This is a genomic window from Variovorax sp. 10L426, from assembly GCF_056395305.1.
In genome coordinates this window covers 416475-442611 of record NZ_JBFTJF010000001.1, presented here as the reverse complement: position 1 = coordinate 442611, position 26137 = coordinate 416475, and the positions used below count along the sequence as shown (strand labels likewise).

The window sequence follows — 26137 nt, the reverse complement described above, 5'->3', positions numbered from 1 at the left end:
TTGGTTGGAACTATCAGACGCCAAGATATGCCTCCTTAATCTTCGGGTCATTCAACAAGGCACTGGGCTTGCCGGAGGTCACGATCCGACCCTGCTCGATGACGTACGCGTGATGCGCCACCTCCAACGCCTGGTGGATGTTCTGCTCGACCAGCATCACTGCCATGCCGCGTTCGTTGATGCGTCGGATGATCTTGAACATCTCCGAAACGATCAGCGGCGAGAGGCCCAGCGAAGGTTCATCCATCAGCAGCACGCGTGGTCGCGCCATGAGTGCCCGCCCGATCGCGACCATCTGTTGCTGCCCGCCGGACATCGAGCCGGCGATCTGCTGGCGCCGATCCTTCAACACCGGCAACAGCGAGAACACCTCTTCCATCGTCTCGCGGCTCGATGCCCGCGCACCCTTGCGATAGGCGCCAAGCTCAAGGTTGTCCTGCACGGTCATGTCAGCGAACAGGCGTCGGCCCTCGGGCACGATGGCAATACCGTGGTCGCACACCCGATGGCTAGGTGCTGCCGTGATGTCGACGCCGCCAATGACCACCTTCCCCTGGCGGGGCCGAAGGATGCCTGCGATGGCGTTGATGAGCGTGCTCTTGCCGGCACCGTTAGGGCCTACCACCGCCACCACTTGACCGGCATCGATCTGCATGCTGGCATCCCAGATTGCGGGTGCGTCGCCATACGAAACGTGCACATTGAGAAGATCAAGCAGCATGTGCAACTCCCAGGTAGACATCGATGACCTTGGCGTCCTGCATTGTTTCTTCGGGCTGACCGAGGGCCAGCAGCCGCCCCTGGTCTAACACAGCCACCCGGTCGGCGAGCGCGACGACCGCCCGCATCACGTGTTCCACGAACACGATGGTGGTTCCGGCGGCACGGATGCGACGGATCATGTCGATGGCATGGTCGACTTCAGTTGGCGTCAAACCGCAAAGCACCTCATCGAGCAGCAGCAGCTTGGGTTTGGCCGCCAGGGCTCGCGCGAACTCGACGAACTTGCGCTCGTGGAGGTTGAGGGACGCAGGCAGTTCGTGTGCCTTCTCGGCCAAGCCCATAAAGTCGAGCCAGTGCAACGCGGAGTCCACTGCATTGGGCGCCTTGACGTCTTGGCCAAACGCGGCACACAGGTGCACGTTCTCCAGCACCGTCATGTGCTCGAACAGGCGCGGGATTTGGTAGGTACGCGCAATGCCGCGTGCCGCGACCATGTGCGGCTCTAGCGCCTCAAGAGACTGTCCATCCAGGCGGATGCTCCCAGACGTCATCGGAAAGTGACCGCTGATCATGTTGATCAGTGTCGATTTGCCCGAACCATTGGGGCCAACCAGCGCCAGGATTTCGCCGCGGCGCACTGAAAGGGATATTCCGCCGAGCGCCCGAAGACCGCCAAAAAGCTTGGTGACGTTCTCGCACTCGAGCAGCGTACCGCTCGGCGCACGGGTGTCGATGGCCTGTATCGGTGGCTCCGCGACTGGCGCCACCGCCGGTTCAGGACGGCTGCGAAACTTCTGGAGCAGTCGTGGCGCGATGCCTTCAGGCAAAAGCAGAATGACTAAGATCAATGCGAGGGCGACCCCGGCGCGGCCCAGCTCGGCGTGACTGCCGCCGACGAACAGGCTGAGCGCGACGGTAATCAGGGTCGCGCCCACTGCCGGCCCTACCCAATGCCGGGCGCCGCCCAAGATGCTCATCAGCACTACGTAGAGGGGCACCGTGATCGAAAACGTCTCGCCAACGGTGACGTAGCCCACGTAGCCCGCTTGCACGGCACCTGCAGCGCCGGCGATGGCGGCCGAGATGGCGAATGCGCCGACCTTGTAGCGGAATGTGGGCACGCCTTTCACCTCGGCCACGTCCTCATCGTCGTGTATGGCCAGCAGACCGCGGCCAAAACGCGAATACAGAATGCCGCGCGACACCAGCAGAGCGATCACCGCCACTGCCAAACCCAGCAAGTAAATCGCGCCGGAAACCGAGGTTCCGAATGTCGGCATCGAGACGCCGCTGAGGTTCACGCCTGCACCGCCATCGATCGGCGTGTTCGAGACAATAGCAGCCAGGACGTACGTGACTGACAGCGATAGCAGAGCAAAGAATTCGCCACGCAGCGTGTGGATGCGAAACACCACCGCGCCGATGCATGCAGCCAGCCCAGCGGCCAGCGCTGCCGCCAGCGGAATGGTCAGAAGGTAGGGCACCCCCAGCTTGACGGACAGCCCGCCTGCCGCATAGATGCCAGTGCCGAAGAAGGCCGCATGGCCAAAGCTCCAGTAGCCGGCGTAGCCACTCAGGATTCCCCAGCTAGTGGCCAAAGCCACCCAGAAGAAGACGACGTATAAGTACGACAAGTAGAAGTCAGGGGCTCCTGCATAAGGCAGCGCGATCAGCACTGCGGCAAGAAGGCCGACGGCCGCTTTGACAGTCATGGAGTTCACAGCCATTTCGGCTTCCAAAGCAGCAACGCGATAAGGATGGAGAACGCGACCAATGGCGCCCAGGCTGGATTTACCGTGGCCATGGTGAGGGCTTCCGCAACGCCGATTAGCATGCCCGCTGCCAGTGCGCCGAGGGGATTTGCGAGGCCGCCGATGATCACGACGGCAAAAACCACGCCGATCCAAGCCTCGATCTGCGACGGCGCCAACGTGGAGGTCAGGGCGATGAACACGCCAGCCACGCCAGCAGAGGCGGAACACAGTCCGGCCAAGCCGTATGACAGCTGACGGGCATTGATGCCGAAGGCTGCCGCGATTGGACCGTCGTGCGCAGAGGCACGCAATGCTCGCCCGAGCAACGTGCGGTGCAGCGCCAGCCAGGCGGAGATCGCGAGCAGCGCCGCGCTGGCAAACGCCGTGAGTTCGAGCACTGGAACGAACAGAGACCCAATCCGGATGGACTCCTGCGCGTAGGGAGTCTCGTACTTCCGAAAGTCCGCCGACCAGATCCACTGGATCAGGGACTCGATCAGCACAGTGATGCCGAAGGTCACGAGCATCGAAGCGAACTCGCTGACGTCGAAGCGGACGAATATTGTGTGCAGCGCCAGTCCGACCAGGAAGAAACCTGGAGCGATGATGAGCAACGAGGCGTACGCCGGCCAGCCGAACTGGGCGCCGAATTGATAGGTCAGGTACGCGCCCAAGAACGCGAGGGCAAAGTGGCTCAGGTTGACCAGCCTTAGCAGACCCCAGCTGAGGCTCAACCCCATTGCGAGAAGTCCGTAGATACCGCCGAGCAGCAAGCCCCCAACGGCCGACTGGAGCAGCAGCGAAGCGCTCACCCTTTTGCTCCCTTAGCGCGCGGCCGGCGCGAGAAGTGCACGTGCTGTGCGCAGCTGACCGCGTGATGGCCCGCCGCTGTTTGGTCTCGAAGCATGTGTTTTGTCTCCAGTGCTAACGTTAGCGCAATTGTTGCCGCTGTCATTTTGTTTGTCAATGGAATAGATGATCAGGGGTTTACCCTAGTCTCCATGACGACCGGCGGAGGATGAAAATGCCAACGTTTGCATAGGAGTTGACATGGATTCACTGACTGTCGTGAGATACGAAAGAGCAGGCCAAGCGCACTACGGCGTTCTGGCAGACGGCGTGTTAGAACGCCTGGTTGGTTCCCCTTTCGAGGGAATCGTCAAAAGCGGAGAGCGGGACCGCCTTGACGCGGTTCGCCTGCTGCCGCCGGTGGCACAACCGCGCATCTTCGGCCTTGGCTACAACTACAAGGCTCATTCGCAAGAATCGCAAAAAGCAGTGCCTGAAATCCCGGTCGTTTTCATGAAGCCAAGCACGTGCGTCGTCGGCCACGAGGACGCGATTGTGTATCCGCCCCACGGTGAAAACATTCACTTCGAGGGTGAGCTCACGGTAGTGATTGGCAAGACGGCGCGTCACGTCGCGGAGGCCGATGCACTGGACCACGTTTTCGGCTACACCTGCGGCAACGACGTCAGCGATCGCGTGCTTCAAAGGCGTGAGAGCAGCTTCGGCTGCCTCCTGGCCGGAAAGGGCTACGACACCTTCGGCCCCATCGGCCCGTGGATCGTGACGGGCCTGGATCCGGCGGACCAGCGGATCATCACACGGGTCAATGGCACCGTGCGCCAGGACGGCAACAGCCGGGACCTTGTATTTTCCGTGCCGTTTTTGATCGCCTACCTGTCCAAATACATGACACTGCTGCCGGGCGACTTGATCATGACTGGCACACCGGCCGGAGTCGGACCTATCAGCGTCGACGATGTGATCGAGGTCGAAATTCCGGCCATCGGCGTGCTGCGGAATCCGGTCGTGGCCGAAGCGCGGTGACGATCCGTCAACGGCCCCGGGGGCTCTGGTGCGAATTTTTCGCGCGGCCGAACGACTTCGACGAGTGTGTTGCGCCGGTCAGGCCGAAAGCACCGCGCTCCAGATCGCGGGCGCAGCTTGGCCTCGGAGGCGCAGCCGGCCGAGATTGAATTGGCCCTTGCGGATGCGATGCAGCAACTCCACGCCGGCGATCGTCACCGCCGCTTGATCGAAGACCCTGAAGCCGAGCATGGGGTTGATGCGCGACTTCACGCCCCGATGATCTTGCTCGATCATGTTGTTGAGATACTTGGATGATCGCAGCCGCGTGTGTTTCCAACGCGTGCTCAGCGCTGGCAGTTCTCGCACCGCATGGTGCGAGGCGGCGTAACCGTCCAATGTGATGCTCAGCGGCGCGCGACCTTGCGTCTGCAGCGCCTTGCGGAAGAACGCCTTCGCCGCCTTCACATCGTGATTGATACTCAGGCGGAAATCCACGGTCTGCCCCTCGCGATCGACGGCCCGGTAGAGGTAGCTCCACTTGCCGCGAATCTTCACATAGATCTCGTCGACGCGCCACGATCGACCAGCCGTGCGAGCGAGTCGATTCCAGCGCTTCTCGAACTCGGGCACGAACCGCTGTTCCCAGCGCATGATCGTCGTGTGGGCCATCGACAAGCCGCGCTCGGCCATCATCTCCGTCAGGTCGCGCAAGCTCAACTTGAAGCGCAGGTACCAGCGAACGCACAGAACGATGATCTCGCTCTCGAAGTGGCGTCCCTTGAACAGTTCGTCCATGCACTGCAGCCTCTTCGCCATCGATACGCCTTCAACTCAAAGGCCGTAGCCTCCCGGAGGCGCGATTTGCACCAGAGCCCTCCAAAACATCAGGTCCGCCGGGTTTGTGAATCTGCACCGCACGCATTGAACTCACCATTTTTCAGCCTTTCAGTCCGGCCGTTGGCGTGGCAAGGCACGCATCCACCAGAACGTCGTCGACTTTTGCGGCTCAAAAGCCATGAACCCTTGCGGTCGAAATTCCACGCAGCACCGCCGCACGTGGTTCATTGCTGTCTCCCGGGGCGAAGGGTCGCGCCGTCAGATGGTCATCGCTGACCATCGTGCACGGATACCTTGTCCTTGGTGAGTCCGCCCAGCCTCGAGTGGATGCGCCCCCCGGTGCCCATTACCAAGGCGAAGAGAATCTCGTTCGGCCGTGGTGCATCCTGGATTCCCACTTCCATGCTGTTGTAATGGCTGCGCACGTACGAGGCGTGGATGTAGTGCAGCGGAACCATGAGTCGGTAGCCGGTAGCTGCGACGGCCTTCGCTGCCGGCACCATCGCCTTGGGCTCGCCGAGCACCTCGCGCATGGCCCAGCCACCGGCCTCGTGCCACACGGCGCCATGCTCCATTTCGCCGTTGACGCCGACGATTGCCGCCTTGCTGTAGACCTCGACCTTGTCGCGTCCAAGCAATTCGACGAGTTCTGTCGCCAGCAGCGTACCCAATGAACGAAGCTCCGCCATGAAAGGCAGGAGGTCCGGCTCATATCGCTCCGCGTAGGGGTTTCGGATGACCGCGCAGGCGGCGGCCAACTTCAAAGGAACCGCCGGTGGCGGTCCACCCTCGTGATAGATCGTTTCGACGTTGAGACTGCGTTTTCGGATTTCAATCAAGGACATAGAACCTCATTGCCTAGGAATGTGTGCATCGTTGACGACCGTGGTCCACTTCTTCAGTTCAGTGCTCACCATCGACGCCATCTCTTCAGGGGTACTGCCACGCGCCTCCCCTCCCATATCCTCCAGCCGCGCGCGTACGTTCGGGTTCTTCAAGGCATTGAGCGTGGCAGTCCTCAGCTGATCGACGATCGGACGCGGGGTACCAGCTGGCACCATCAAGCCGGCCCAGGAAGTCACGTCGTAGCCCGGCACGCCTTGCTCGGCCACTGTCGCGAGGTCCGGCATGGCACTCCAACGCTGTGCGCCGGTGGTCGCCAAAGCTCTCAACTTGCCCGCCTTGATGTTCTGCATCACAGCCGTAGGCGGCGCGATGATCACCGGGACCTCACCTCCGAGCAGAGCTGTGACCGATGCGGCGTCACCTCGATAGGGAATGTGGAGCATGTCCACCTTCGCGCTCTTCACCATCAGTTCACCTGCCAGGTGGTGAGTGGATCCGATGCCAGCCGAGCCGTAGGACACGCTACGCGCGTCAGACCGGGCCGACGCGAGCAACTCAGAGAAGGAGCGGTAGGGTGAGTCGGCCCGAACCACTACCAGGAACGGGAAGTAGGTGACAGTCGAGATCATTTGGAAATCCGACACGGTCTGGTAGTTCAGCTTGTTGTACAGCGCTCCGGCCACGGCGTGCCCGCCCGTCGCCAACAACAGGGTGTACCCGTCGGGTTTCGCACGAGCGACAGTGGTCGCCGCGATGGTGCCCCCTGCCCCGGCCTGTGCCTCGATGACAAAGGGCTGGCCCAGAGTCTTCGTCATCTCGGCGCTCACGACCCGTGCGATCGTGTCGGCATTGCCGCCCGCCGCAAAGCCCTGATAGACCTTGATCGGCCTGTCGGGGTACTGCTGGGAAAAGGACGGAAGAGAGATTCCGCAGGCCAACGCAAGGCCTGCGGCGAGACTACTGCGCCGCATCTGTTGTCTCCTGATTCTGAGAAAAGAGCGCCGGTCCACGCGGCGCCCTGTTGTTCGCCGGCTTCTCAGTCCTGCTGAACAATCGGATTGCGAAGGACGCCGATACCTTCGATCTCGACCTCGCAAACGTCGCCCGGTTTCATGAAGCGTGGAGGCTTCTTACTCCAACCCACCCCAGCCGGCGTGCCCGTGGCAATCACGTCGCCCGGGGTGAGCGTGAAGATCGTCGAGGCGTAGTTGATGAGCTTCGGAATGCTGAAGATCATGTGTCCCGTGTGGCTGGACTGGACGACCTCGCCATTGAGACGCGTCTCCAGCTTGAGTTGCCGCGTCGGGTCGATCTCGTCGGCCGTCACCATCCAGGGGCCGAAGCCGCCTGTCGATTCGAAGTTCTTGCCCGACGCGATCTGCTTGGCGTGAAACTGCCATTCGCGGACGCTGGCGTCGTTGTAGCAAGAGTAGCCTGCGACGTGATCAAACGCTTCCGATTCGGGGATGTTGCGACCTCCCTTGCCGATGATGACGGCAAGTTCGCCTTCCCAATCCAGCGATTCCGACACGTGCGGACGCACGATCGCCTGGTTGTGTGCGCACTGGGACCGCCAAACTCGCAAGAAGATCGGGGGCTGCTCCGACAGTTCGCGATTCATGCCGGCTGCAAGAACTTCCTGGTGATGATCCATGTAGTTGCGCACCGCGCAGACGATCTTCTCGGGCCGCGGGATGACCGGCAGGAAGGTGATTTCAGCCAGCTTGGCGTCGACGGGCAGACCCTCGACGTGCTGTGCCGCCTGCAGGTAGTCCCCGGCTGCGATGTAGTCGGCCAATGTGGCTTGCCGAGGGCGGGCCTTGCCGAGATCCACGACGCCGTCGCCCACGACGGCGCCCCATGTTTCGCGACCTTGATGAACGAAAGACAACAGTTTCATTTGAGCTCCAGAATGGGAAAGAAGAAAGAAGGTCGACAGGCAATCGACTAGGCTGAAGGAGGAGTTGCGCCGGCAGGCGACTTGGCCTCGAACTGTTCTCGCCACTGTCCCAAAGGCATGAAGGTCGGGTCCTGCCGACAGATCGCTTCGGTTTCGCGCATCAGCGTCTCGTCGTCCTTGGACAGATCAAGAGGATCCCCATGCGGCTGCGCCACGTAGAACGGGGTGTCGACGTAGATCTCCACGGTGTTTCCTTCGGGGTCGAGCATGTAGACCGACAGCGCATTCCCGTGATTCAGCCCACGAACGTTCGTTGCACCTCGGGCAACCGCGCGCGCCGAGACATCGCGCAGGTGCTGAATGCTGGGAACGACGAATGAGATCTGCATGACCGTGCTGAACTTGGCCTCGGCCGGCCGCCCCGATGCCAGGACCAACTGATGATGCTGGTCCGGGCTCGCGCTGGTGAACACGAGTTGGTTCTTGAAGGTTCGACCCTCGCCCCGGTCCGTGATGGTCAATTCAAAGGTTTCGGTATAGAACGCCACCATCCGCTCGAGATCGGTCACGAAGATGCCAAAGTGAGAAGGCGTTGGTCGATTGACCTTGAGCATGATGTCTCCGGAAGTTAGGCTGCTGTAGCCCACCCTATGACCCATAGAGGTCAACATGGGCGGGCACGGTTGGAGGCGGCTATTCGGCTTCGGTGGCCAGCTTGAGGGCGGCTGTCACATTGCGCTGCGTGCTCAGGATGTGCTCCTCAAGCAGGGCGCACGCCGTGTCGACATCGCGGCGCAAGGTTGCATCCATGATCTTGCGGTGCTCATTGGATTTACGCCGGCCGGTCTTTCGATACCGCGCTGAGAAGCGGCGATACCGCTCGGCCTGGTCGAACAGGCTGGCACCCCACAAACGCTGCCTCTCGGAGGGGCAAGCGGACAGAAGCGCCAGATGAAACTCTCGATGGAGCTCAGACCAGTTCTCGTCGAGCACCACCGGGCCATCGCTCAAACGGGACTCGACTTTTTCCAACCGATGGTATGCAGAGACCACCGCACCCTCCCAGGCGTCGTCACCTTGGGCGATCGCTTCGCGCAGAGCAGGCACATCCAGCAGCAAACGCATCCGGGTGATGTCCGCCAAGTCTTCCACCGAGATGGGGGCCACGCGAAAACCGCGGCGCTCATCCGCGCGAATCAAGCCTTCCTGGGCCAAACGGCTGAGTGCCTCGCGCAGTGGGCTGCTCGACAGGCCGTAGGTGGCCTGCAGTTCATCGACCTTGAGCTTCGCGCCAGCGCCGAAGGTGCCTGCCAATACGTCACGACGCAGGTTGGCGAACGCTTGGTCAGCCAAGGGCGGCGAGCGGAGTTGAATTTCTTCTTTGTGCATGACTGCGATTTTATGCATAAACTTTCGGTTTTGAAAGAGGCTCATGAATTCGCTCGCGAACACCACTCCATCCACTATCCGTCTGCTGGCCATTTCCGGCAGCATCCGACGTGAGTCGAACTGCACAGCCGTGCTTCGAAGCCTCGCGCCGCTGCTGCCAGCCTCGATCACCTGCCACTTGTTTCCTCTCGACGAGATCCCGCTTTACAACGCCGACCTCGACGGCGACACCCCTCCTGCACCGGTGGCGGCCCTCAAGAAGGCAATTGCCGAAGCAGACGGTTTGGTGGTGTGCTCGCCTGAGTACAACTACGGGATGCCCGGTGTCCTGAAGAACGCGATCGACTGGGCGTCGCGCCCGGGGTTCGCTTCGCCTCTCAAGGGCAAGCCGGCACTCGTCATGACTGCCTCCCCCGGCACAGCCGGCGGCGTCCGAGCCCAAGCGCAGATCCGCGACGCCCTGGCCGCCACTTTGGCGCGGCCGGTGGTTCGTCAACACGTCGCCATCGCAAGCGTCACCACGCGAATCCGCGAGGGGCGCCTGGTCGACGAATCGACGCTCGACTTCATCCACTCGGCGCTGCAAGACCTCTTGGATGAAATCAAAATACTCGCTGCTGCGAAGTGCTGATCGTATGGGCATGACGGTGGGATGGGTGCCGGCCTATCCGTTTCTTCTGGCGCCCAGCAGCACGAACAGCATGGTGGCTGGCCGGTCGCTGAGATTGCGCCAGGCGTGCCGGTTTCCATGCTGCACGGCCACGTCGTGCTTGCGCAGCAGCACCTGCTTGCCATCGTCCAGCTCCAGGGTGATCTCGCCGTCCAACACGATGTCGTAGTCGATGCTGTCCGTGGTGTGCATGCCTGGATGGTCGGGCTCGAAGGTCTCGGCGAGGCCGGGGACCAACTTGCCAAACTCCGCACCGAAGGCGGCGCCATCGAAATCGGCCCGCATCATCACTGCATCGGGTGGAAACGTCACGAACATCAGCCGCGACTCGCCTTCCTGCGGGACGAAGCCGACGTCGCCCGTACGGTCGGCAATCTCCGCGCCACGCGAAACCACCTCGGCCGCGCTCGTCGACCACACCAGCGACGTCGCGAAGCCCGGCACCGTCGTGAACTCGACGCCGCGGGGAGCAGCGGCATCCGTGACCACACGCGCCTTCCCGTCTGCGCCTGTGCTCGTCACAACTCGTCTGATCTGCATGATCTTCCTCGTTCTCAAGGGTTGATGACGAAATTGCTGAAACCGCCATTGCGGCTGGCAATCCCGGAAATTGCCTCGTTCACCTGGTCGAGCGGGTGGCACACGTGCTCGAATACGGAGAGATCGAGCGTTCCGGCCTCGGCCATATCGGCCATATCCTGTCCTTCGCCGGCGGTGAACCATGCCGAGCCTTCGATGGCCTGTTGCTCGTCCATCATGGTGTGGAGATCCAGCCCGACCATGCCGGCGATTGCGCCGATGTTGTAGGCGCGGCCACCGCGCTTCAGTGCGCGAATGCCCTGCTGCAACGTCTCGTGCGGGGCGCCCGGCCCGAGTGCGTCGATGAATGTATCGACCCCGAGGCCTTCGGTGCGTGATTTGACCCAGGTGTCAATGGCTTCGCCATTGGCGTTCGAGAACACCTCGATGCGGTCGGGGGCCAGCGCCTTGACCCGATTCAGCAGTTCCTGGTTGCGACCCGTGCCGAGAATGCGGGTGGCACCCATGGCCAGGCCGAACAGAGCACCGCCGATGCCCAACGTGCCGCTGATGCCGTTGATGAGCACGCTGCGACCTGGCCCCACCTTCGCCTTGCGCATCGCGGAGTACATCGTTCCGAGGTAGCCGAAGCGCGCAGCCTGGTTGAACGTCACGCTGTCCGGCAGCTTCACCAAGGCGTATTGCGGCGCGATCATGTACTCGCTCAGGCCGCCGTAGGGGTAGTTCTTGTACAACTTGAGCGAGTTTTGCGAGAAGCCGAAGTAACCGCTGAACGCATAGTGCGTGCAGTTGATGAGGTCGCCGTTGCGGCAAGCCCGGCAACCGCCGCAGTACAGGCTCGGGTTCACGTACACCCTGTCGCCAGGCTTCCACGCATGGACGTGGGAGCCGACAGCCGTGACTTCCCCGGCAGGGTCCAGACCGAAGATTGCAGGCAGGGGCGGCAGGGGAAGCTCGGGAAACCAGGTGGTCCAGTTCGCCAGGATGTTTCCCAGGTTCGGCACGATGCCGCAGGCATGGACGCGCACCTGCACGTCGTTGGCCGCAGGTTGCGGAATGGGCAGTTGTTCGATCTCCATCGGGGCACCTACCTTGTGCAGGCGGGCCGCTTTCATCATCGACATCTCATCTCCTTGTGAAAATGCATAAAACAGACGGTTATGCATTACACGACTTCACTTTGCTCGACGGCCATCGGGATCAACCCTTGGTGCATGATTCATCGTTTTATGCACAATCGTAGTGTTCCCGCACACCAAACTCAACCCATGCCTTCAGAAATCCACGATTCTCTCGACGTTGCCATCGTCGGCTTCGGTCCTGTCGGGGCATCGCTCGCTGCACTGCTCGGGCAGCGTGGGCGACGCGTCGCGGTGTTCGACAAGTCCGAGTCCATCTATCCGCTACCCCGTGCCTTCGCGCTTGACCATGAAGCCATGAGGACCTTTCAGGAGATTGGCATTGCCGGCACCTTGGCGCCCCACATGACGCCATATCGCCCCACGATCTATCAAGGCAGTGACGGCCAGCCAATTCAGCACTTCGACATGGGCCCTTCGCCATATCCGCTCGCGTGGGCGCCCTCGTACACCTTCAACCAACCTGCCCTGGAAGCATCGCTGCGACGTGCGGTCGGGTCCCTGTCGAACGTGCAAGTGCGCCTCGGCTGCGAGGTGGTCGACGTTCGACAATCAGAAGAAGGTGCGGTGTTGACGGTCCGCGAAAGGGACAACACGGAGTGCCAAGTCCGCGCGCGCTACGTCGTTGCATGTGACGGGGGGACCAGCCCGACGCGCAAGCGCTTGGGCCTGCAGCTCAAGAGCCTGGAGTTCGACGAGCCTTGGATCGTGGTGGACATGCATATCGAGGAGTCCAAACTTTCTCAGTTGCCTGCCACGAACATTCAATACTGCAATCCGGCGCGGCCGTGCACCTACGTCGTGGGACCGGGCACCCATCGGCGATGGGAGTTCTTGCTGCTTCCCGACGAAGCCGAGCAGCGCGAGATGCCGCATGAGGCGATCTGGAAGTTGCTGGCGCCCTGGCTCTCGCCGGGCGAAGCACGCATTTGGCGTGCTGCCACGTATCGCTTCCATGCGGTCGTCCTCGAACAGTGGCGCAAGGGGCCGATCTTGCTGGCTGGCGATAGCGCTCACCAGATGCCTCCATTCCTCGCCCAGGGGATGTGCCAAGGCCTGCGTGACGCCACCAACCTCGCCTGGAAGCTGGATTGGGTGCTGACAGGCCGTGCGTCCGATGGATTGCTGGACAGCTATGGCGATGAACGCGGCCCCCAGGTCCAGGACGTTACCGCGACAGTCAAGCGACTTGGCCACATCATTTGCGAGCGCGACCTGGTGGAGGCCAAAGAGCGCGACCGCAAGCTGCGCGAGCAACAAGGAGGACAAGTCAAGATGCAGTTGCGCCAGAGTCTGCTGCCAGGTGTCCACCACGGACTGATCGACCGCGACGTCGCGCCGGCGGGAACTCCGTTTCCCCAGCCTGTCGGACGGCTCGATGCAGATGCCGAAGCGCAGATGCTGGACGACCTGGTTCCGAACGGGTTCCTTCTCGTCCTGCGCGACGCGCCCGATGCTGACCACATTCAACAGTGGGAGGACTCGTTGCTCAGGCTCGGCGTCCAGATCGTCTGCATCAATGGCAAGGCGAACGCGCACAGCGTGTTGAACCTGATCGAATCGGACAACGTGGTTGCGGGCTGGTTCGCGCGCAACGGATGCGCGGCTGCACTGGTGCGGCCCGACCACATCGTCTTCGGCGTGGCCGGCGATTCAACCGAGATCGGCCCTCTCCTGACACGCGCCTGTCGGCAGTTGGGCCCGACGCGGGCGACCGCCGTCGCGGAGTGCACGCCATGACAACCTCACCGCCTTCCCCGCCTGGTCCACGAGCGGCATCCAGGCCCGCTCCGAAGAGCACTCGACAAGATCGGCAATGAAATCCTCGCGCGCAAGGAAGAGCTCGGCACCTTGCTCGCGCGCGAAGAGGTTCCGGCGTGGAAGATCGCGCCCGCGTTGGCCTTCGGCAACTGCGTGGTCTTGAAGCCTGCCGACCTCGTGCCGGGCTGCGCCTGGGCGCTGGCGGAGATCTGAGAGCGAGCGCGTCGGCACATGCATTGCTAGCGAGATGCCCGCGCGATCACGGCGTCAAGGACACGAAGCACCTCGTCGCCGCAATCCTGCTGCGGCGAACCGAGGCTGTGGACTGTCGACACATGGTTGTGATCGCGAAAGAAATGAAAACTCGGGCTGCTACCCATGGCCACCGTGAGCGCCCCGGCCATTGCGTAGGTCTGCTGGGCGATCCAGCCTGGGTCAAGCTCCGCGACACCGAGCCAAATGGGCGTTTCGATGGTCCGCACATGCGTGAGCGGGGAACGCCGGTCATACAGGGAAATATCCTCGCCGAAGTAGGCGCGCGGCCCGGGCGGCAGCGGCGCGGACGCACTGAAGAACCCGCTCATGAGCATGACGCCGTCCACGCGTGCAGCTTCGCCACCGCGTGCGCTGTCGTCGAACAACCAGGTCGCCACATGGCTGGCGCCGGCCGACTGGCCCCAAAGCACCAGCGGAGCCTTGCTCGCATCCAATCCTTCGCGCTTCTCGCTGATCCACTGCAACACCGCTTGAACATCCCTCGCGCCGGCCGGCCATCCATCCGCCGGAGCGAGCCGGTAGTTCGGCAGCACCGCCAGGAAGCCTTGGCGAGCGAGCCAACGGCCGACGTTCCGATAGAACACGCCATCCCCGTTCTTGTCTCCGGCGACGAAGCCGCCACCGTGGACGTAGACCACGATCGCCCGCGGTCGGCTTGCAGGGCGATAAATATCCAGCCGGTGGCGCACATGGCTTCCGTAGACAACGTCGACCTGCTCGTCGGCTGCCTCGCTGAGATCGACAACAGGCCGGTAGATCGCTCGCGTCGCAGCAAGCACTTCAGGATCGAACCTCGAACCGAGTGCGCGGATTTGCAGCGCAATGTTCGAAGCAGCAGTGGGATCATTGGTTGCCATTCATGGGCTCCAGAAAGTTGAAGTCATTCACAGGGGGCACTCGCTGCGGCATCAAGGTGGTGGAGCATCGCAAGCCCCCGGCCTTCGCTTTCCAGCCCGGGTAGCCGCCAACCGTACTCCAGCTCGACCAAGCCGCGATAGCCGCGCCTCGACAACAGCCGCAGCAGGCTTTCGAAGTTGATCTCTCCCGTTCCGGGTTCCAGGCGCCCCGGGTTGTCGGCCAGTTGCACGATCTCGATATGGTCCCAGGCCTGCTCGAGGTGGAACAGCAGATCACCGTCCATCACCTGCACGTGCGACGTGTCGAAGATCAGGCGCACGGCGGGATGATCCACGGCTCTCGCAACGGCCACCGCATCGGGCATGTGCTGCAGCAGCATCCCTGGAATGCTTTTGCGGCTGAGGGTCTCCAGGCACAGCGTGAGGCCGGCGCGCGCGGCAATATCGCCGGCATAGCGCAGGTTCTGCACGAGGGCGGCGTGCTGGTAGGCGATGGGACGCTGCGGATCGGCGCCGCCCAGCACGGCCAGTCGCGTCGCACCGACACGATGCGCGGCCTCCATGGCTTGCGCGAGTTCGCCTGCGATCCACTCGCGAGCTTCCTTGCCATCTTTGGCCCAGCTTGTGTTGCGAAGCTGCTCGAAGGTGGTGTAGAGGATGCAGCCTGCTTCCAGTCCGTGCGCGGCCAATGCGTCGCCGACCCTCTGCTGCTCTGCCGCTGCACGCGCTCGTGCGGCCGCATAGAGGACGCCGGCAAGGCCGTTGTCGGCCGCAAACTTGATGTGTTCCAGGGGATCCTCCGATCCGACCGTTGCGGCGAACAGCGGTTGAAACGGGGGCCGGTAGCCGAGATGGGGCGCGTAACGCAGCGACCAGGTCATGCGGAAGCCCTCGCCTGAAGTGTGGAGGGATTGAGGCAGTTGTCCGAGGGTTTCCGTTCCTCGAGCCAACGCGCCAGCGCCCGGAGCAGCATGATCCCCATCGCCTAACGCGCTTGAATGCGCGTGTTCCAAGGCGGTCAAGGCGTCATGCTCGCTGCGGGTCCGAACTTGACGTCGGGAAAGGCCGCCATCACACCTGCGCCGCCGTCCACGGCAATCACCTCGCCCGTTATATGGGCACTGAGGTCCGACGCCAGGAACAGCAAGGGCCCGGCGATGTCGGCCGGAGTAGCCGGTCGGCCGATGGGAATCACCTTGCTGATCGCATTCCAGGCTTCGTCGCCGAGCCGCTGGTTCAAGCGCGGCGTTCTCACATAGCCGGGTGCAATGGCATTGATCCGCACCTGGCGTCGCCCGTACTCCGCGCCCGCGCAGCGCACCAGGTGGTGCAACGCCGCCTTCGAAACCGCATAGGCCGTCTGGTTCGGCACCGCGCGGTTGCCCGACATCGAGCCGACGAAAGCCATGCTTCCCCCGCCGTCGGCTGCCATCATCTCGCCGCCGACCTGGATGGCCAGGTAGGCATGGCGCAGCACGATGTCGAACTGCAGGTTCCATGCCGTGTCATCCACTTCGGAGAACGGCTTGATGCCGGCGACACCGACGATGTCGACCAGGCCATGGACCCGGCCGAAGCTGCGTCGACCCGTTTCGAACACACGCTGCATGTCCGTGCGAGACGTGACGTCGGCAGCGCAAGGAACACCGCCCACCGACTCGGCGACGTTGCGTGCGAGTTGCTCGTCGCGGTCCACGCACAGCACGCGGGCACCGGCCTGGGCGAGTGCGTGCACCGCTTGCTCACCGATGCCCTGGCCGGCGCCCAGGACCACGAAGCCGCGGCCGTCGAGGCGCAGCAGGGAGGGGTAGTCCGCTGTTGCACCGCCGCCGGGATTGCTCGTGGATGCCATTCAGGCCTCCACCGCTTCGCGGTGCGAGGGCAACAGGGCCTGCCATGCCGCACCGTCCGCCAGCTCCGCGTCGCAGGCGCCGACCCCACGAAGATCGATTCCAACGCCTACCGGTGGCTTGTCGTCCATCACGCGCTTGACGGAGTCGAGCAGTACGCGACGCACTCGCATCACCGCCTGGTCGGCAGGTACGAGATGTTCCTTGGAACGGTCATAGAACGCGCCTTGCGACAAGGCGATGGCGGCGTCTTCAACTTCCACGCCGCGCAAGCCTGTCCAGCTCTCCTGCATGCGCTCACGGTTCTGGCCGAAGGCATCGGCCCACGAGGCCGTGAAGGCACAGGCCTGGCGGTCGTAGTACCGGGTGTCGTCCAGGCCCAGCAACTCGATGATCTTGTCTTCGGACACCGGCGCATCGCCGTGCACCACGATGTAGGTGCTTGTGTGCGTGTCGTCGGCCGGAACCTCCAGCACCGTGAACTGGAACGCGGGCGCCGGAATGACGCGACCGTAGGGCACGATGAAGGGGACCACGCGGGCATTCGACACGCCCGCCTTGCCGGTCTTGCGCAAGGCCACGTACTGGAACCCGAATGCTGTCTCCTCCATCTTCAGGGTCGGTTCGAGGTCGTTCGAAGACAGCGCCGCCGGGTTGACGACGTCAGGGTTCGGCTCGAACTCACCGTCCTTCCATCCGGGACGTGCCATGTTGGTGTGCAGCACGCCCACATGCGAGGAGTCTTCCCCACCCTCGACCAACTGCAGGTAGTTGCAGTGCACGTTGATTCGGAGAACCACGCGATGTGCCGGGTCGGCGTCCATGAAGGCATAGCGCGAGAAGTCGGGCTGCAGTTCCTTCGGCCCGACGTAGGCCCAGACGATGCCCCCTTCCTCGCGCACCGGAAAGGCCGGCGCTTTCATCCGCGTGCGGTACTTCGGGTCGCTGTTGTTCGGCGTTTCCAGCACGGCGCCGGTCACGTCGAATTTCCAGCCGTGGTACAGGCAGCGGATGCCGCCTTCCTCGACTCTCCCGAGCGCGAGAGAGGCCCCGCGGTGCATGCAGAGCTCCTCCATCACGCCGACCTTGCCGTGCGTGTCCCGGAACGCCACATAGTCCTCTCCGAGCAGGCGCACGCGCAGTGGCGGCGCATCGGGCTTGTCCAGTTGTGCGGACGTGCAGACCGGATGCCAGTAGCGGCGCATCATGTTCCCCATGGGGGTGCCCGGGCCGACGCGGCAAATCAGTTCATTGTCTTGACGATTCAACATTTGAAACTCCTGTGTTCAGTGATTGGGCTGCTATTGGCGGATGCCCTGGGCGCCCGACTCGGAAACGATGGTCTGGTGAGGTAGCAGCGTGCGCCAGTCCTGGTCCAACCCGATCTCCGCAGAGATACCGATCGCTTTCCGGACCTCCACCTGCAACGCAGGAATCTCCTGCTTGTCGCGAGCGGCCTTGGCGCACGCCAGCAAGCTGCGATACAGGCGTGCGATGGCGATATCCGCAGCCGACAGCATTTCCTGAGAGCGGTCGCGCAGCGCACCGCTGGATACGCTGCATGCGGCATCCTCCTGCGTGAAGCTGTCGAAGCCGGTGAAATGTCCCGCGCGCTGCAGCGAGCGGTCTTGCCTGTAGCCGTTTCGCCAGGACATGGTCTGATCGCTGTCGCAGGTCGCAGCGGTCATGCCGTACTTGGCCAGGGTGGGTTCGTCCAGACCAACGAACGCAAGCTGCTGCGTCCGCAGCGGTTCCAGCCCGATCGCCTTTTCCGGGTTCCACCAAACATGGAAGAAGTTGCAGCGTTCATCGTTGACCGGTACCACGGCGAACCAGAGGTCGCCGTTCGGGTTCGCCACGAAGCACGGCGACGCGAAGGAGGCGATGCGCGCCATGCGCTTGTCCCCGGCCTTGCGCATGGCGACGTAGTGGAAGCCGAAGTCCGTTTCGTCAGCCTCGATGGCTGGTGATGCGTCGAATTGCATGTGCGTGGTCTTCTTCGCGAAGTCCAGTTCCGCGCCATTGGTCTTGGCCAGCCCGGAAGCGTGCAGGACCGTCAGGTGCGAGGAGTCCACCAGACCCTCCATCACCTGCACGTAGTTGCAGTTGACCACCGCCATCGCATTGATGCGATGGGCGTCGTCCTGCTCCATGAAGGGCCAGGTCGGGAACGAGGGCTGCTTGTCCGCGGGTCCCAAGTAAGCCCACAACAGGCCCCCCGCCTCGCGCATCGGGTGCGTCCGCCCTTTGATGCGGTCCTTGAACTTGGGATCGGCGACGTTGGGCGTGTCGAGCACCTGGCCATCGACCGCGAATTTCCAACCGTGGTAGATGCAGCGGAGACCGTCGCCTTCAGCGCGCGCGAGCTGCAGGGAAGCGCCGCGGTGCAGGCAATGCTCCGCGTAGAGTCCCGCCCGGCCCTGCTGATCGCGCCAGGCGATGAAGTTTTCACCGAGGACTTCGATGGTCTTGGGGTCCCCGCCCGCCGCGGGCAGCTCGGACAGTTGCATCACCGGCAGCCAGAAGCGACGCATCGCGTCTCCCATGGCCGTGCCGCGTCCGGTTCGGCACATCAGCTCGTTGTCTTGATTGCTCAGCATGTGGGTCCTTTGGTTGAAGTGGTCCGAAATGTCTTCCTTGGAAGATGTAAAGAGAAAAAAAAGGGGCGCCAATCAGACGGTCGCCGCCTCGCGCCGACGGATCACCACCGGGGATCCGCCGAGGCGCCTTTGAACCAGCCAGCGTGCGAGACCCATGTCCATCACCGTTGCATGTCGGGGGAACCATTCGGCCAGTGCATGGGCAAAGCGACGGACCACGTGCCCGTGCCCAAGAGCCAGCGCAGCGCGCACCTCGTCCACGGATTTCAGAACGGCCGAATGTTCATCGACGTGGCAGCCGGACGACCCGTAGCCAGTCTCCCGCATGGCCTGGTCCTCCTCGTCGAAATGACGACGCGCGTGATCGGCGAAGGCTTCGAGCTTGGCCGACAGCTCGGATTCTTCTGCCCGCAACATGGCGTCGACGCACTGCACGAACTCGTGGTGGGTCTCGTCCATGGCCTCGTGGCCGACGGCGAAGTCGTCGTGCCAGGTGAACGCTTCCGTCACATCGGGTTTCGCACTCATGCAGTCTCCTTTTCGCCAGTGGTTCGCGGCAACAATTCGCGCCATTCGCGGCCATCCAGCACATCGTTGATGCCGGCCACGCGGGACCCATCGATCCCGCGTTGGATGCCCAGCGGGTCTTCACCCTTCTCCGCGGCATCGGCACACGCGAGCAGCGCCCGGTAAAGGCGGCTGATGCCGATGTCGGACGACGAGAGCACCTCGCTGGCACGATCTCGCAGCGGCCCGGCCGAGACCGAGGCCGCCACGTCTTCCTCGATCAGGCCCGGCAACCCGCTCCAGCTCTCCCCCCTGCGCATTGCGTCGCGGTCCTGCATGAAGTTGTTCCGGGGTCCTGGCTTGTCCTCGCTGCCGAGGGTCTCGTCGGTCAGCCCGAAGCCCTCCAGCACCTCGGGCGTCAAGCCGATGAATTCCAGATGACGGCTGCGCAACGGCTCCCGATTGAGCTGCCGGGTCGCGCTCCAGAACACGTGGATGAACGCCGTCCTCGTATCCGCCATCGGCACCACGAAGGTCGCGATGTCTCCGTTTGGATTGAGGACGATGCACGGCGCGACGAAGGCGGCGATCCTCGCCTCGGTGCGGTGGCCGCTCTCGTCGGTGATGTCGCGAAGCGCCGCGTAGTAGAAGCCGAACGGGGTTTCCTCCACCTCCAGCCGTGGCGCCAGGTTCTGTTGCATCGAGTTCACCTTCTCCGCGAATTCGAGGTCCGCGCTCCCCGACCGGCGCAGGCCGTTCAGGTGCAGCAAGCCGAGATGCGAAGAATCCACCAGCCCTTCGATCACCTGAACGAAGTTGCATTCCTCCACGTGGCGCGTAACCAACCGATTGGCGTCCGGCAGATCCATCCAGGGCCACTGCGGGAAATCGGGCTCCATTTCGCGCGGACCGAGATACGCCCACATCAGCCCCCCCGCTTCGCGTACCGGGTACGTGCGGCCCTTGATGCGATGCTTGAACCGTGGGTCGGCGACGTTCGGCGTGTCGAGGACGGCACCATCCACGGCGAACTTCCAGCCGTGATAGATGCATCGAAGACCATCGCCTTCCGCGCGAGCGAGGCGCATCGAAGCGCCACGGTGCAGGCAGGCCTCGGCATACAAGCCGGCGCGTCCAGCTTCGTCGCGCCACGCGACGAAGCGCTCACCGAGGAGCTCGATCCCCTTGGGATCCGCGTTGGGCAAGAGCTCTGAGGAGAGAAGCACCGGAAGCCAGTAGCGGCGCAAGGCGACGCCCATCGGCTGGTTCGCGCCGACGCGGCAAATTCGATCATTGGATTGCGTGTTCAGCATGATGTGTCATCAGTGATAGACGGACCCGCCGTCGACTGCCAGGATTTGCCCGGAAACAAAGGATGCGTCGTCGCTCGCCAGGAAGGCGACGGCACCGACGATGTCCGCCGGCCAGCCGTCGCGCGGCACGGCCCGGGTGGCGATGGCGGACTCCCGATAGCTGGCGAGAAACTCCTTGTTGCCCAGATTGCCTTCGCTGAGTGTGTAGCCCGGCGACACCGCGTTGACGGTGATGAAGTCGCGCCCGAGTTCCCGCGCGAGGGAGCGCGTCATCGTCATCAGCGCCCCCTTGCTCGCGACATAGTCCAGCATGAAGGGAGCACCCTTGAAGGCCGTGCCGGAAGTGATGTTGACGATGCGGCCGGACTGTTGGCGCCGCATGTGTGGCGCCACCGCGCGAGTACAAAGGAACGGCCCCATCGCATTCACGTCCTGCATGCGGCGCCACTCGGGCACCGAGATCTCTTCGAAGGCACGCAACTTGATGCTGGCGGCAATCGCAGCGTTGTTCACGAGGATGTCGACGCGACCGAACTCCGAAAGGGTTCGCTCGACCATCCCATGGACGGATTGCTCCTCGGCCACATCGACCTTGAGCGCCAGCACACGGGCACCACCCGTTTGCAGTTCTCGCGCCTGCGGCATCGCATCGGCGATGTCTGCCAGCACCACGGCTGCGCCCTGACCTGCCAGGCGTTGTGCGATCGCCAGGCCGATACCGGTCTGCGCGCCGGTGACGATGGCTACCTTGTCCGCGAATTTCATTGCCTTGTTCTCCATCATCAGTGGCTCAAGCCCATCAGAGTGGCGACGCGCCCCTCGTCTCCGGCCAGTTGATCGGAAGCACCTTCGAAGACAGCACGACCCCGGTCCATGACGATGCAACGGTGCGAAAGATCGAGCGCGATGTCGACCCGCTGCTCGACGAGCAGCAATGCGAGCGAGCTGGCCTGAACGATCTTCCGGATGCTTTGCACGAGGTGTTCCACGATGATCGGCGCGAGTCCTTCGAAAGGCTCGTCCATCAGCAGCGCCCGGGGGTTTCCCAGGAGCGCGCGGGCGATGGCCAACATCTGTTGTTCACCGCCGGAGAGCTGGTTGCCGTGGCTTGCGAGCCGCTCGCCCAAGCGCGGGAACAGATCCAGCACACGCTGTACGGTCCAGTCGCCCGGCCTCTGCGCGATCTGCAGGTGTTCGGCGACCGTGAGGCTGGGAAAGACCTCGCGGCTTTGCGGCACATAGCCCAACCCGCGGCGCGCGCGCTCGTGCGATGCCAGCGCCGCGAGGTCGCCTCCGTCCAGGACGATGCTGCCGCCGCGACGTTGGGCGCGCCCGATGATCAACTCGAGCAACGTGCTCTTGCCCACACCATTGCGGCCAATGATCGCGACCGTCTCGCCCGCAGCGACGTGCAGGCTCAGGTCTTCCACCACCAGGGTAGGCCCCCAGCCGCCAGTCAGTTTCCTGGTTTCAAGCATATGCGGCGACTCCCTCGAAGCGCTTTTTCCCGGCCGAGCCGAGGTAGACCGCCTGAACCTCGGGATGCGACATCACGTCCCTCGGTTTGCCGGACATCAGCAAAGCGCCATTCACCAGCACCGCCACCTCGGAGGCGAACATGCGGACCATCTCCATGTCGTGTTCGATCATCAACACGGCGATGTCCACCGGCAGGCTGGCGATGGCGCCGTGCAGCAGGTCGAGTTCATTGCTGGGGATGCCGGCCGCTGGCTCGTCCAGAAGCAACACTCTGGGCCGCAGTGCCAGGGCGATCGCTATCTCCACCAGCCGTTGGCGCCCATAGGCGATCTCCGTCACCTTGCAGTGCCGGTCGTCCTGCAGCTTGAGTTGCACGATCAGCGCCTCGGTGCGCTCCAGCAGGTCGCGCTCGCGTCCGGCCGGACGCCACAGATGGAAGCTTCGCCCCGCCGCCTGGGTGACGGCGATGAAGACGTTCTCGAAGACGGTGAGTTGCGAGAACAGGCTCGAGATCTGGAATGTGCGAACCAGGCCTTTGCGCGTTCGGACGGCTGCCGAGGTACCCGTCACCTCCTCCCCGAACAGTTGCAGCTTTCCCGCATCGGGCTTCAGTACGCCGGTGAGCAGGTTGACCAGGGTGGTCTTGCCGGCGCCGTTCGGACCGATCAGGGCCGTGCGGGTGCCGCAGGGGAGTGCGAGGCTGACATCCTGCGTGACGTGCAGCGCACCGAAGTGCTTGCTCAGTCCGCTGGCCTGTAGTGCGCAGACGACGGCGCTCATGACCGGCCCTCCCGCCCGCGAAGCTTGTCGATGGCGGTTCGGCCCAGTCCCACCAATCCGCCGCGACCGAGCATGACCACCGCAATCAGGAGGACGCCGATGATCAGCATCCAGTAGTACGGGTTCCATTGAGAGGAGAAGTGCTTCAGCAGCATGTAGGCGGGCGCACCGATGAATGCACCGTAGAGGGTGCCGATGCCGCCGAGCACCAGCATCACCAGCACATCCACTGACGTGTCGAGCGCGAGGACTCCGATTCCAACGAAGGCGTTCGCCTGGGTGAACAGGGCACCGGCGATGCCAGCCGCAGCGGCGCTGATGGTGTAGGCCAGGGTGAGATGCGGCAACACACGGTTGCCGATCAGGCGCATGCGCGCCGGGTTCTCGCGCACGCCCTGCAGCATCACTCCGAAAGGCGAGGCCACAACCCGCTTGAGCAGCACGAACACCACCACCAGCCAGGCCAGTACGTACAAGTAGGCCGCGCTGCCACCCAGCCCCCATTCGAACCAACCCAGGATGGGTGCGAACTGGATGCCGGCCAGACCATCGTCGCCACCCGTGATGTTCGTGGCCTTGTGGGCCGCCTCGAACACCAGCACACCGAGCGCCAACGTGACCATCAGCAACGGCAGGCCGGTCAGCCGCAGCAGAAAGGAGCCCACCAGCGCGGCCAGAACGGCCGCTGCGATGCCGGCCACCAGTACCACGCTGAAAGGCTCCGTCCACCCTGCCAGGGAGAGCCAGCCTGCGGTGAAGGCACCGAGACCGAAGAAGACCGCGTGGCCAAAGGAAAGCACGCCGGAAAATCCCAGCAGCAGGTCGTACGACAGTACCAGCAGCACCATGACCAGCACCGAGGTACCGAGCGACAGGTATTGCGGAAACAGGAAATAGCAAGCCACCGCGACGGCCAGCCAGAGGAACTCTCCAACGCGCCAGTGATGGCGGCCGAGGATGGAATGACGTGGAACAGGGTTCATGATGTCAAGCCGTCCGGGCACGGGCGAGCAGGCCGTCGGGCCGCCACACGATCAGCCCGATGAGAAGCAGGTAGATGAGAAAGGCGCCGGACTGCGGGAAGAGGTAGCGGCCGGCTGTCTCGACAAGACCGACGATCACCGCGACAGCAACCGAGGCCGTCACCTGTCCGTGCCCGGCAAGCGCCACGATCACCAGTACCAGCACCAGGTGCTTGAGCGGCCACATCGGCTCCATCGGCAACATGGGCGCCGCCAGGACTCCGCCGAGCGCGGCGAGGCCGCACCCCAGCGCGAAGGTCGCCGAGAAGAGCAACGGTACGTTCATGCCCATGGCCTGGGCCATGCCGCGGTTGTCCACCGCGGCACGAAGCCGTGCGCCAGTGCTGGTGCGCTCGAACACCCACCACAGCGCGCCGATGATCACCAGGCAAATGACAGCCGAGACGACCCGGTACACCTCGAACTCGCGGATCCCGAGATCGATGTTGCCCTTGAGATATGCGGGGAGATCGAGGGGCGTGACGTTCGGTCCGAACCACATGGTCAGCAATGCGATGACGACAAAGTTGAAGCCGATCGTCACCAGCACCTGATCGAGGTCGCTGCGCTTGTACAGATGCACATAGAGCAGGCGCTCGGCGGCGACGCCGAAAGCGGCCACCGCGAGCACCGCCGCCGGCACCGCGACCGCATAGGGCCAACCCTGCTGCTGCATCAGGCTGATCGCCAAATACCCGCCAATGGCGGCGAAGGCACCATGCGCGAGATTGACGACCCGCATCAGGCCCATGGTGACGACAAGGCCGAGTGCGATGAGGCACAGGACGAGGCCATACGACAGCCCGTACAGGAGGATGAAGGCGATGGTGTCCACGGGCGTCCGATCAATGGGAGTCTTCGAAGGCGCTGCTTCAGTTCAGCGTCGCGGGGTTCACCTGCTCCCAGGTTTTCACGACCTTGTTGCGCTTCGTGCCGTCGCTGTCCTTCACCACTTCGCGCAAGTAGAAGTTCTGCACCAGTTCGCGGGTGGCCGGGTCGATGGTCACGTTGCCACGCGGGCTCTTCCACGTATAGCCGGCCAGCGACTTGACGGCCGCCTCGCCGTTGAACGGCTTACCCGCCTGGTCGCGAATCATCTTGTAGGCCAGGTGCATGGCGTCGTACGCGCCGATACTGAAGGAGTTGGGACGCGCAGTGGGCCCGACATTCTTCAGCAGCCAGCCGGCAAGGGCCGTGTTCTCCGCGTTCCTGGCGTTCGCGTCGATGTAGATGATGGACTTGAAGCCGACGATCGAGTCGTCGAACAGTGGCAGGTCGCTGTCCTCGGCTTCGCCCTGGCCGATGATCAACACCTTCTGCGTCAGCCCGCGCGCAGCCAGCGCCTTGTTGAAGCCCACGGAGGCAGCGCCGGGCGGGAGGAAGATCTCCAGCACGTCGGGGTTGGCGTTGGCGATGCGCTCTGCGACAGGCGCGAAGTCGGTGGTGTTCAGCGGCACGCGCACGTTGCCGACCATTTGTCCGCCTTCCGCCGAGAACCTGGCCATGAAGGCCTGCTCCACGACGTGCCCCGGGCCGTAGTCTCCGACCGCGACGAAGCCCCGTGACTTGCCCTGTTGGCGGGCGTAGGTGGCAGCCAGTTCCGCCGGCTGGTTGATCGACTGGCCCATGCGGACAAAGTACGGCGACATCTTCATCAGCGAAGGCGTCGCGGCATTGACGATGAACAAGGGCACCTTGGCGGCGTTTGCAACAGGGGCGGTCGCGGCCACTTCCGGGCTCAGGTAGAAGCCGCCCAGCATGGCCACCTTGTCCTTGACGACGAGTTCTTCCGCCAGGCGCTTGGCGAGCGTGGCGTCAGCGCCTGCACTGTCCCTGTAGATCACTTCCACCGTTCGGTTGCCGACACTTGCGCCATGGAGGGCCACGTACGCCTCGATGCCTTGTCGGAACGACTGGCCTGCCACCGCGAACGGGCCGGTGTAGGGGCCGACAAAGCCGATCTTGATGGGCTCCTGCGCTGCGACCGAAGCGCTGAAGAAAGCGACAGCAGCGGCAAGTCCCAGCAGACGGGCAAATGTCTTTTTCATTGGTTTCACCTCGTGGGGAAGAGATTGAGCG

Annotated in this window: 27 protein-coding genes and 1 pseudogene; 4 read left to right on the top strand and 24 right to left on the bottom strand. The window is 63.4% G+C overall.

Annotation, left to right across the window (positions count from 1 at the left end; translation table 11 throughout):
• Positions 1-13: 13 nt before the first annotated feature.
• Genes AC1DHL_RS02220 through AC1DHL_RS02210 form a run of 3 tightly spaced genes read right to left on the bottom strand, consistent with a single transcriptional unit; the run spans position 14 to position 3289 of the window.
• Positions 14-721 carry an ABC transporter ATP-binding protein gene (locus tag AC1DHL_RS02220; protein WP_478160265.1) on the bottom strand — a complete coding sequence of 236 codons (708 nt, stop codon included), beginning with the start codon at positions 719-721 and terminating at the stop codon, positions 14-16.
• Positions 711-2450 (bottom strand): branched-chain amino acid ABC transporter ATP-binding protein/permease, encoded by a 1740-nt coding sequence (locus tag AC1DHL_RS02215; protein WP_478102216.1) that lies wholly within the window; start codon positions 2448-2450, stop codon positions 711-713. The genes AC1DHL_RS02220 and AC1DHL_RS02215 overlap by 11 nt, the downstream gene beginning before the upstream one ends.
• The gene (locus AC1DHL_RS02210; protein WP_478160263.1) at positions 2441-3289 is read right to left on the bottom strand and encodes a branched-chain amino acid ABC transporter permease; all 849 of its coding nucleotides are present in this window, start codon (positions 3287-3289) and stop codon (positions 2441-2443) included. The genes AC1DHL_RS02215 and AC1DHL_RS02210 overlap by 10 nt, the downstream gene beginning before the upstream one ends.
• Before the next feature lie 238 nt (positions 3290-3527).
• Here AC1DHL_RS02210 and AC1DHL_RS02205 point away from each other — a divergent pair, with 238 nt between their 5' ends.
• Complete coding sequence (locus tag AC1DHL_RS02205) at positions 3528-4310, top strand: fumarylacetoacetate hydrolase family protein (RefSeq protein WP_478102220.1); 783 nt, start codon at positions 3528-3530, stop codon at positions 4308-4310.
• A gap of 78 nt (positions 4311-4388) precedes the next feature.
• Here the strand turns inward: AC1DHL_RS02205 and AC1DHL_RS02200 are convergent, their stop codons facing one another.
• From AC1DHL_RS02200 to AC1DHL_RS02175, 6 genes are all read right to left on the bottom strand, one after another.
• On the bottom strand, positions 4389-5108 hold the full coding sequence (locus AC1DHL_RS02200; protein WP_478160261.1) for an IS6 family transposase: 720 nt from the start codon (positions 5106-5108) through the stop codon (positions 4389-4391).
• 287 nt (positions 5109-5395) lie between these two features.
• Positions 5396-5974, bottom strand: a complete 579-nt coding sequence (locus tag AC1DHL_RS02195) for an amino acid synthesis family protein (RefSeq protein WP_478102224.1) — start codon at positions 5972-5974, stop codon at positions 5396-5398.
• A 6-nt stretch (positions 5975-5980) separates the two neighbouring features.
• The gene (locus AC1DHL_RS02190) at positions 5981-6946 is read right to left on the bottom strand and encodes a Bug family tripartite tricarboxylate transporter substrate binding protein (RefSeq protein ID WP_478160259.1); all 966 of its coding nucleotides are present in this window, start codon (positions 6944-6946) and stop codon (positions 5981-5983) included.
• Positions 6947-7011: 65 nt separating this feature from the next.
• Positions 7012-7875, bottom strand: a complete 864-nt coding sequence (locus AC1DHL_RS02185) for a fumarylacetoacetate hydrolase family protein (protein ID WP_478102228.1) — start codon at positions 7873-7875, stop codon at positions 7012-7014.
• Positions 7876-7922: 47 nt separating this feature from the next.
• Entirely contained in the window at positions 7923-8489 is a 567-nt protein-coding gene (locus AC1DHL_RS02180) for a VOC family protein (RefSeq protein WP_478160399.1), read from the bottom strand.
• A 79-nt stretch (positions 8490-8568) separates the two neighbouring features.
• Positions 8569-9282, bottom strand: coding sequence for a GntR family transcriptional regulator (locus AC1DHL_RS02175; RefSeq protein ID WP_478102377.1), 714 nt, complete (start codon positions 9280-9282; stop codon positions 8569-8571).
• Positions 9283-9307: 25 nt separating this feature from the next.
• On the opposite strand from AC1DHL_RS02175, the gene AC1DHL_RS02170 reads away from it, so the two are divergent.
• Positions 9308-9895: an NADPH-dependent FMN reductase gene (locus AC1DHL_RS02170; RefSeq protein ID WP_478160258.1), complete on the top strand. Its 588-nt coding sequence runs from the start codon at positions 9308-9310 to the stop codon at positions 9893-9895.
• 33 nt (positions 9896-9928) lie between these two features.
• Here AC1DHL_RS02170 and AC1DHL_RS02165 read toward each other — a convergent pair whose 3' ends face one another.
• Together AC1DHL_RS02165 and AC1DHL_RS02160 are read right to left on the bottom strand one after the other, a co-directional pair.
• Entirely contained in the window at positions 9929-10474 is a 546-nt protein-coding gene (locus AC1DHL_RS02165; RefSeq protein WP_478102232.1) for a cupin domain-containing protein, read from the bottom strand.
• 14 nt (positions 10475-10488) lie between these two features.
• The gene (locus AC1DHL_RS02160; protein ID WP_478102234.1) at positions 10489-11598 is read right to left on the bottom strand and encodes an alcohol dehydrogenase catalytic domain-containing protein; all 1110 of its coding nucleotides are present in this window, start codon (positions 11596-11598) and stop codon (positions 10489-10491) included.
• Between the two features lie 36 nt (positions 11599-11634).
• Between AC1DHL_RS02160 and mhpA the strand changes: the two genes are divergently transcribed.
• Together mhpA and AC1DHL_RS02150 are read left to right on the top strand one after the other, a co-directional pair.
• Positions 11635-13353 (top strand): bifunctional 3-(3-hydroxy-phenyl)propionate/3-hydroxycinnamic acid hydroxylase MhpA, encoded by a 1719-nt coding sequence (mhpA, locus tag AC1DHL_RS02155; RefSeq protein ID WP_478160256.1) that lies wholly within the window; start codon positions 11635-11637, stop codon positions 13351-13353.
• Positions 13301-13584: pseudogene (locus AC1DHL_RS02150) on the top strand (aldehyde dehydrogenase family protein); the annotation flags it as partial. The gene mhpA and the pseudogene AC1DHL_RS02150, both read left to right, overlap by 53 nt.
• Positions 13585-13613: 29 nt before the next feature.
• Here the strand turns inward: AC1DHL_RS02150 and AC1DHL_RS02145 are convergent.
• The 13 genes from AC1DHL_RS02145 to AC1DHL_RS02085 all read right to left on the bottom strand — a co-directional run bounded on the left by AC1DHL_RS02145 (position 13614) and on the right by AC1DHL_RS02085 (position 26106).
• Positions 13614-14507: an alpha/beta hydrolase gene (locus AC1DHL_RS02145; RefSeq protein WP_478160254.1), complete on the bottom strand. Its 894-nt coding sequence runs from the start codon at positions 14505-14507 to the stop codon at positions 13614-13616.
• A gap of 23 nt (positions 14508-14530) precedes the next feature.
• On the bottom strand, positions 14531-15529 hold the full coding sequence (locus AC1DHL_RS02140) for a TIM barrel protein (protein WP_478160252.1): 999 nt from the start codon (positions 15527-15529) through the stop codon (positions 14531-14533).
• Positions 15526-16359: an SDR family NAD(P)-dependent oxidoreductase gene (locus tag AC1DHL_RS02135; protein ID WP_478160250.1), complete on the bottom strand. Its 834-nt coding sequence runs from the start codon at positions 16357-16359 to the stop codon at positions 15526-15528. The genes AC1DHL_RS02140 and AC1DHL_RS02135 overlap by 4 nt, the downstream gene beginning before the upstream one ends.
• The gene (locus tag AC1DHL_RS02130; RefSeq protein ID WP_478102243.1) at positions 16360-17628 is read right to left on the bottom strand and encodes a Rieske 2Fe-2S domain-containing protein; all 1269 of its coding nucleotides are present in this window, start codon (positions 17626-17628) and stop codon (positions 16360-16362) included. It abuts the gene before it with no gap.
• A 30-nt stretch (positions 17629-17658) separates the two neighbouring features.
• A complete protein-coding gene (locus AC1DHL_RS02125; protein ID WP_478160248.1) occupies positions 17659-18957 on the bottom strand; it encodes a Rieske 2Fe-2S domain-containing protein in 1299 nt (432 codons plus the stop codon).
• A 72-nt stretch (positions 18958-19029) separates the two neighbouring features.
• The gene (locus tag AC1DHL_RS02120; RefSeq protein ID WP_478160246.1) at positions 19030-19485 is read right to left on the bottom strand and encodes a bacteriohemerythrin; all 456 of its coding nucleotides are present in this window, start codon (positions 19483-19485) and stop codon (positions 19030-19032) included.
• Positions 19482-20777, bottom strand: coding sequence for a Rieske 2Fe-2S domain-containing protein (locus AC1DHL_RS02115; RefSeq protein WP_478160244.1), 1296 nt, complete (start codon positions 20775-20777; stop codon positions 19482-19484). Before AC1DHL_RS02115 ends, AC1DHL_RS02120 begins: the two co-directional genes overlap by 4 nt.
• Positions 20778-20786: 9 nt before the next feature.
• Positions 20787-21542, bottom strand: a complete 756-nt coding sequence (locus AC1DHL_RS02110; RefSeq protein ID WP_478160242.1) for an SDR family NAD(P)-dependent oxidoreductase — start codon at positions 21540-21542, stop codon at positions 20787-20789.
• A 17-nt stretch (positions 21543-21559) separates the two neighbouring features.
• Positions 21560-22255 carry an ABC transporter ATP-binding protein gene (locus AC1DHL_RS02105; protein WP_478160240.1) on the bottom strand — a complete coding sequence of 232 codons (696 nt, stop codon included), beginning with the start codon at positions 22253-22255 and terminating at the stop codon, positions 21560-21562.
• Positions 22248-23036 (bottom strand): ABC transporter ATP-binding protein, encoded by a 789-nt coding sequence (locus AC1DHL_RS02100; RefSeq protein ID WP_478160238.1) that lies wholly within the window; start codon positions 23034-23036, stop codon positions 22248-22250. Before AC1DHL_RS02100 ends, AC1DHL_RS02105 begins: the two co-directional genes overlap by 8 nt.
• Positions 23033-24019, bottom strand: a complete 987-nt coding sequence (locus tag AC1DHL_RS02095) for a branched-chain amino acid ABC transporter permease (RefSeq protein ID WP_478160236.1) — start codon at positions 24017-24019, stop codon at positions 23033-23035. The genes AC1DHL_RS02100 and AC1DHL_RS02095 overlap by 4 nt, the downstream gene beginning before the upstream one ends.
• A 4-nt stretch (positions 24020-24023) precedes the next feature.
• Positions 24024-24893 carry a branched-chain amino acid ABC transporter permease gene (locus AC1DHL_RS02090; protein WP_478102256.1) on the bottom strand — a complete coding sequence of 290 codons (870 nt, stop codon included), beginning with the start codon at positions 24891-24893 and terminating at the stop codon, positions 24024-24026.
• Between the two features lie 37 nt (positions 24894-24930).
• Positions 24931-26106, bottom strand: coding sequence for an ABC transporter substrate-binding protein (locus AC1DHL_RS02085; protein ID WP_478160234.1), 1176 nt, complete (start codon positions 26104-26106; stop codon positions 24931-24933).
• Positions 26107-26137: the final 31 nt, after the last annotated feature.

What these genes read in the sequence shown, in the direction of transcription:
- AC1DHL_RS02110 (WP_478160242.1), bottom strand. Translation starts at nt 21,542, where the DNA reads ATGAAATTCGCGGACAAGGTAGCCATCGTCACCGGCGCGCAGACCGGT.
- AC1DHL_RS02170 (WP_478160258.1), top strand. Translation starts at nt 9,308, where the DNA reads ATGAATTCGCTCGCGAACACCACTCCATCCACTATCCGTCTGCTGGCC.
- AC1DHL_RS02160 (WP_478102234.1), bottom strand. Translation starts at nt 11,598, where the DNA reads ATGTCGATGATGAAAGCGGCCCGCCTGCACAAGGTAGGTGCCCCGATG.
- AC1DHL_RS02085 (WP_478160234.1), bottom strand. Translation starts at nt 26,106, where the DNA reads ATGAAAAAGACATTTGCCCGTCTGCTGGGACTTGCCGCTGCTGTCGCT.
- AC1DHL_RS02125 (WP_478160248.1), bottom strand. Translation starts at nt 18,957, where the DNA reads ATGCTGAGCAATCAAGACAACGAGCTGATGTGCCGAACCGGACGCGGC.
- AC1DHL_RS02175 (WP_478102377.1), bottom strand. Translation starts at nt 9,282, where the DNA reads ATGCATAAAATCGCAGTCATGCACAAAGAAGAAATTCAACTCCGCTCG.
- AC1DHL_RS02120 (WP_478160246.1), bottom strand. Translation starts at nt 19,485, where the DNA reads ATGAGTGCGAAACCCGATGTGACGGAAGCGTTCACCTGGCACGACGAC.
- AC1DHL_RS02130 (WP_478102243.1), bottom strand. Translation starts at nt 17,628, where the DNA reads ATGTTGAATCGTCAAGACAATGAACTGATTTGCCGCGTCGGCCCGGGC.
- mhpA (WP_478160256.1), top strand. Translation starts at nt 11,635, where the DNA reads ATGCATTACACGACTTCACTTTGCTCGACGGCCATCGGGATCAACCCT.
- AC1DHL_RS02205 (WP_478102220.1), top strand. Translation starts at nt 3,528, where the DNA reads ATGGATTCACTGACTGTCGTGAGATACGAAAGAGCAGGCCAAGCGCAC.
- AC1DHL_RS02165 (WP_478102232.1), bottom strand. Translation starts at nt 10,474, where the DNA reads ATGCAGATCAGACGAGTTGTGACGAGCACAGGCGCAGACGGGAAGGCG.
- AC1DHL_RS02135 (WP_478160250.1), bottom strand. Translation starts at nt 16,359, where the DNA reads ATGGCATCCACGAGCAATCCCGGCGGCGGTGCAACAGCGGACTACCCC.
- AC1DHL_RS02215 (WP_478102216.1), bottom strand. Translation starts at nt 2,450, where the DNA reads ATGGCTGTGAACTCCATGACTGTCAAAGCGGCCGTCGGCCTTCTTGCC.
- AC1DHL_RS02145 (WP_478160254.1), bottom strand. Translation starts at nt 14,507, where the DNA reads ATGGCAACCAATGATCCCACTGCTGCTTCGAACATTGCGCTGCAAATC.
- AC1DHL_RS02115 (WP_478160244.1), bottom strand. Translation starts at nt 20,777, where the DNA reads ATGCTGAACACGCAATCCAATGATCGAATTTGCCGCGTCGGCGCGAAC.
- AC1DHL_RS02100 (WP_478160238.1), bottom strand. Translation starts at nt 23,036, where the DNA reads ATGAGCGCCGTCGTCTGCGCACTACAGGCCAGCGGACTGAGCAAGCAC.
- AC1DHL_RS02180 (WP_478160399.1), bottom strand. Translation starts at nt 8,489, where the DNA reads ATGCTCAAGGTCAATCGACCAACGCCTTCTCACTTTGGCATCTTCGTG.
- AC1DHL_RS02200 (WP_478160261.1), bottom strand. Translation starts at nt 5,108, where the DNA reads ATGGCGAAGAGGCTGCAGTGCATGGACGAACTGTTCAAGGGACGCCAC.
- AC1DHL_RS02220 (WP_478160265.1), bottom strand. Translation starts at nt 721, where the DNA reads ATGCTGCTTGATCTTCTCAATGTGCACGTTTCGTATGGCGACGCACCC.
- AC1DHL_RS02095 (WP_478160236.1), bottom strand. Translation starts at nt 24,019, where the DNA reads ATGAACCCTGTTCCACGTCATTCCATCCTCGGCCGCCATCACTGGCGC.
- AC1DHL_RS02195 (WP_478102224.1), bottom strand. Translation starts at nt 5,974, where the DNA reads ATGTCCTTGATTGAAATCCGAAAACGCAGTCTCAACGTCGAAACGATC.
- AC1DHL_RS02105 (WP_478160240.1), bottom strand. Translation starts at nt 22,255, where the DNA reads ATGCTTGAAACCAGGAAACTGACTGGCGGCTGGGGGCCTACCCTGGTG.
- AC1DHL_RS02190 (WP_478160259.1), bottom strand. Translation starts at nt 6,946, where the DNA reads ATGCGGCGCAGTAGTCTCGCCGCAGGCCTTGCGTTGGCCTGCGGAATC.
- AC1DHL_RS02185 (WP_478102228.1), bottom strand. Translation starts at nt 7,875, where the DNA reads ATGAAACTGTTGTCTTTCGTTCATCAAGGTCGCGAAACATGGGGCGCC.